The organism is Aurantimonas sp. A3-2-R12 (assembly GCF_036016755.1).
GTDB lineage: Bacteria > Pseudomonadota > Alphaproteobacteria > Rhizobiales > Rhizobiaceae > Aurantimonas > Aurantimonas coralicida_A.
The window spans coordinates 1-5,000 of sequence record NZ_JAYXIH010000081.1 but is presented as its reverse complement, the minus strand read 5'-3'; the positions used below and the strand labels follow the sequence as shown (position 1 = coordinate 5,000).

Genomic DNA, 5,000 nt, shown 5'->3' with positions numbered 1-5,000 from the left:
GACTACGCCTTTCGGCCTCGCCTTAGGGGCCGGCTAACCCTGCTCAGATTAACTTTAAGCAGGAACCCTTGGACTTTCGGCGAGGGAGTCTCTCACTCCCTTTATCGTTACTCATGTCAGCATTCGCACTTCTGATACCTCCAGCAGCCCTCACGGGTCCGCCTTCATCAGCTTACAGAACGCTCCGCTACCGCGTATCCGATCCGAAGATCGAACACACCCACAGCTTCGGTGTATGGCTTGAGCCCCGTTACATTTTCGGCGCAAAGACCCTTAATTAGACCAGTGAGCTGTTACGCTTTCTTTAAATGATGGCTGCTTCTAAGCCAACATCCTGGTTGTTTTGGGATCCTCACATCCTTTCCCACTTAGCCATAACTTGGGGACCTTAGATGGTGGTCAGGGTTGTTTCCCTTTCCACGACGGACGTTAGCACCCGCCGTGTGTCTGCCGGATATCACTTCCAGGTATTCGGAGTTTGGTTAGGTTTGGTAAGACGGTGAGTCCCCCTAGCCCATCCAGTGCTCTACCCCCTGGAGTGTCCATCCGACGCTCTACCTAAATAGATTTCGCGGAGAACCAGCTATTTCCGAGTTTGATTGGCCTTTCACCCCTAGCCACAAGTCATCCCGATCTATTGCAACAGATATGGGTTCGGTCCTTCAGTGCGTGTTACCGCACCTTCAACCTGCTCATGGCTAGATCACTCGGTTTCGGGTCTAATCCGACGAACTGAACGCCCTGTTCAGACTCGCTTTCGCTACGCCTCCACCTATCGGCTTAAGCTCGCTCGTCAGACTAAGTCGCTGACCCATTATACAAAAGGTACGATGTCACCCAGGACGAACCTTGGGCTCCATCTGTTTGTAGGCATTCGGTTTCAGGTACTATTTCACTCCCCTTGTCGGGGTGCTTTTCACCTTTCCCTCACGGTACTGGTTCGCTATCGGTCATGCACGAGTACTTAGGCTTGGAGGGTGGTCCCCCCAATTTCAGACAGGATTTCACGTGTCCCGCCTTACTCAAGGATCATCGAAGACATTACGCGTACGGGGCTGTCACCCAATTGCGCCAGGTTTCCCAACCTGTTCCGCTTCTTCTTTCAATGACCACTGGCCTGGTCCGCGTTCGCTCGCCGCTACTGACGGAGTCTCGGTTGATGTCCTTTCCTTCGGGTACTTAGATGTTTCAGTTCCCCGAGTTCGCTTCTAACCCCTATGTATTCAGGATTAGATACCTTCTCATGACCGCTGTTAATTTAAACCGCTCACGCCAGATGCTGCGCATCGGCTCCGCGAGGCGCGGCAAAAGCCGCGTCGGCCGGTCGGCCTCTGACTGCCGTGCTCCCTTCATCAACGAAGGCGCCCGGCCGCCAAAGCCTCACGGCTCAGCAGTTTAAACTTAACAGCGGTCGAAGGTGGGTTGCCCCATTCGGAAATCCACGGATCAAAGCTTATTCGCAGCTCCCCATGGCTTATCGCAGCGTATCACGTCCTTCATCGCCTGTGCATGCCAAGGCATCCACCAAATGCCCTTCTTTCACTTGATCATTCTCATCGTCAATGCTCACCGTTTTGTTCTCGCTCACGCCAGACCCTTGCGGGTCGGCTGCGCGGGCGCGGTCCATCAGGACCGACGGCCGGTCGGCCTTGCCTCACCATCAAGATGGCTCGGTTTGGCGTCCCACTCGTCGATGCAAAGCGCATCACACCGGTTCACGACCTGGACCGCCAAAGGCGGCCACATCATAAACCAACAAAAACAAAGAGAGAGGTGATCATTCACGCTTACTCTCATTCGAACACCGCAAACACCGGCGAAGTGTGCAACTCCATCCAGCGTCCTGCAGCGGTGCTCTTCATGTCGACCGGGTAAACCAGCGCGTGACCCCAAAAAGTTGTTCGACTTTTTGGAAAGGTTTCACGCGCAAGGCAAATTTCCGATCGACGAAAGACCAGCTTCTCGAGACGAACCCCGACGGCGTGCGGTCAGGCAACACCGATCATGGGACAAAAGGCTTGTTATGACCGAAACGGGCGATGAACCCGTGCCGGAACCTTTCGTCGACAGACCGTCCGAACCCTGAGCGGGGCATGGCCAGCAAGCTGGCCAAAATGACGATCTTCGAGATCCGTCTTCTTCTTCACGATGATAATTGAGAACAGGCAGACACTCGGACAAGNACCGAAACGGGCGATGAACCCGTGCCGGAACCTTTCGTCGACAGACCGTCCGAACCCTGAGCGGGGCATGGCCAGCAAGCTGGCCAAAATGACGATCTTCGAGATCCGTCTTCTTCTTCACGATGATAATTGAGAACAGGCAGACACTCGGACAAGCGTCCAAGGCTGCAAACCTTATTCTTTCTCCTGGATAAAACCGCTGTACGCTGAGGCGCCGGCATGGTGGAGCTTGCCCGTCCGCCCGCAGCAAAGCGAGGACGGACAATCAAACCAAACCCGACCAGCTCCGCCATGAGCGAAGCGAATGGTGGAGCTTGTCGGGATCGAACCGACGACCCCCTGCTTGCAAAGCAGGTGCTCTCCCAGCTGAGCTAAAGCCCCATTGGGTTCGATCGAACCGACGTCCCGCAGCCTTCGCAATTCAATGCGCAGGTGGCCCGTGCCCGTCCGCCCGCAGCAAAGCGAGGACGGACAAACCGGCAAAAGCGACCCGGGCCCACCAAATCGGTCAGCCTCAGCGCTTCGAATCGACACCACGGTNTGCCCGTCCGCCCGCAGCAAAGCGAGGACGGACAAACCGGCAAAAGCGACCCGGGCCCACCAAATCGGTCAGCCTCAGCGCTTCGAATCGACACCACGGTGCCACCGATTTGGTGGGCCCGGGTAGATTCGAACTACCGACCTCACCCTTATCAGGGGTGCGCTCTAACCAGCTGAGCTACGGGCCCGAACCCTTGCGGTTCGAGATCCCGACATCGCGCCCAGCCTTTCCGGCAACGCGGCGACGTCGGACCCGACCGGTCCGGCAATTCATCCAGGGAAGAAAGAGAAACGAAGGCGGCGGGGCCTGCCTGACCACGAAGCCTCCGAGGAGGCCGCATGGCGCTTGTATGCACGACGCCGCTCTGACTGATTGGCGTCTTGGTTCTAAAACAGTCCAATACGGATGTCCGATCGACCCTGCCCGAAGACAGAACCACCGGATGCCTTAAAGGACCATCCTTAGAAAGGAGGTGATCCAGCCGCAGGTTCCCCTACGGCTACCTTGTTACGACTTCACCCCAGTCGCTGACCCTACCGTGGTTGGCTGCCTCCTCTTGCGAGGTTAGCGCACCACCTTCGGGTAGAACCAACTCCCATGGTGTGACGGGCGGTGTGTACAAGGCCCGGGAACGTATTCACCGTGGCATGCTGATCCACGATTACTAGCGATTCCAACTTCATGCACCCGAGTTGCAGAGTGCAATCCGAACTGAGACGGTTTTTTGGGATTAGCTCACTCTCGCGAGTTGGCTGCCCACTGTCACCGCCATTGTAGCACGTGTGTAGCCCAGCCCGTAAGGGCCATGAGGACTTGACGTCATCCCCACCTTCCTCTCGGCTTATCACCGGCAGTCCCCCTAGAGTGCCCAACTGAATGCTGGCAACTAAGGGCGAGGGTTGCGCTCGTTGCGGGACTTAACCCAACATCTCACGACACGAGCTGACGACAGCCATGCAGCACCTGTGCACTCGTCCCGAAGGAAGGTATCCGTCTCCGGATACCGTCGAGGCATGTCAAGAGCTGGTAAGGTTCTGCGCGTTGCTTCGAATTAAACCACATGCTCCACCGCTTGTGCGGGCCCCCGTCAATTCCTTTGAGTTTTAATCTTGCGACCGTACTCCCCAGGCGGGAAGCTTAATGCGTTAGCTGCGCCACCGAAGGATAAATCCTCCGACGGCTAGCTTCCATCGTTTACGGCGTGGACTACCAGGGTATCTAATCCTGTTTGCTCCCCACGCTTTCGTACCTCAGCGTCAGTACCGGACCAGTGAGCCGCCTTCGCCACTGGTGTTCCTGCGAATATCTACGAATTTCACCTCTACACTCGCAATTCCACTCACCTCTTCCGGACTCAAGACATCCAGTATCAAAGGCAGTTCCGGGGTTGAGCCCCGGGATTTCACCCCTGACTTAAATGTCCGCCTACGTACGCTTTACGCCCAGTAATTCCGAACAACGCTAGCCCCCTTCGTATTACCGCGGCTGCTGGCACGAAGTTAGCCGGGGCTTCTTCTGTGGGTACCGTCATTATCGTCCCCACTGAAAGAGCTTTACAACCCTAGGGCCTTCATCACTCACGCGGCATGGCTGGATCAGGCTTGCGCCCATTGTCCAATATTCCCCACTGCTGCCTCCCGTAGGAGTTTGGGCCGTGTCTCAGTCCCAATGTGGCTGATCATCCTCTTAGACCAGCTATGGATCGTCGCCTTGGTAGGCCATTACCCCACCAACTAGCTAATCCAACGCGGGCTCATCCATCCCCGATAAATCTTTCTCCCTCAGGACGTATACGGTATTATCTCCAGTTTCCCGGAGCTATCCCGTAGAGATGGGTAGATTCCCACGCGTTACTCACCCGTCTGCCACTCACTCCGAAGAGTGCGTTCGACTTGCATGTGTTAAGCCTGCCGCCAGCGTTCGTTCTGAGCCAGGATCAAACTCTCAGGTTTGATAAGAGTTTTTCCCTGACCGTCACTGTCTCAAAGCATTTGACGAGAGTTACTAGGACGCTCCCAAAATCTCCCCGACCCGCATCGCTGCAAAGCCAGAAAAACCTCAAAAACGCCCATCGCTCGAAACCACCCCAGGACTAACCGAAGTCACCCCCAAAACAGCTCCAAGCCGTACACTCTCATACCGAAACGTAGAACGATCAGTTCATTCTCTCATGGATGCCTCGTAACCGAAAAGGAAATCGGCACGAAACTCCACGCAGACTTACCGCCGCCCACGCTTCTCTTTCTTCTCAATATCAAATTGTCAAAGATCACGGC

At 55.8% G+C, this 5,000-nt stretch carries 2 tRNA genes and 2 rRNA genes (1 of these 4 running past the window's edge); all 4 read right to left on the bottom strand.

Features of this window, described 5'->3' with window-relative positions:
• Nucleotides 1-1,549 (bottom strand): 23S ribosomal RNA (locus VSX60_RS21600); it reaches 1,384 nt to the left of the window's first position.
• A 939-nt stretch (nucleotides 1,550-2,488) separates the two neighbouring features.
• A tRNA-Ala gene (locus VSX60_RS21595) sits at nucleotides 2,489-2,564 on the bottom strand.
• A gap of 270 nt (nucleotides 2,565-2,834) precedes the next feature.
• A tRNA-Ile gene (locus VSX60_RS21590) sits at nucleotides 2,835-2,911 on the bottom strand.
• A 278-nt stretch (nucleotides 2,912-3,189) separates the two neighbouring features.
• Nucleotides 3,190-4,676, bottom strand: a 16S ribosomal RNA gene (locus tag VSX60_RS21585).
• The 16S and 23S rRNA genes sit together here with 2 tRNA genes alongside, the layout of an rRNA operon.
• Between the last annotated feature and the right edge of the window lie 324 nt (nucleotides 4,677-5,000).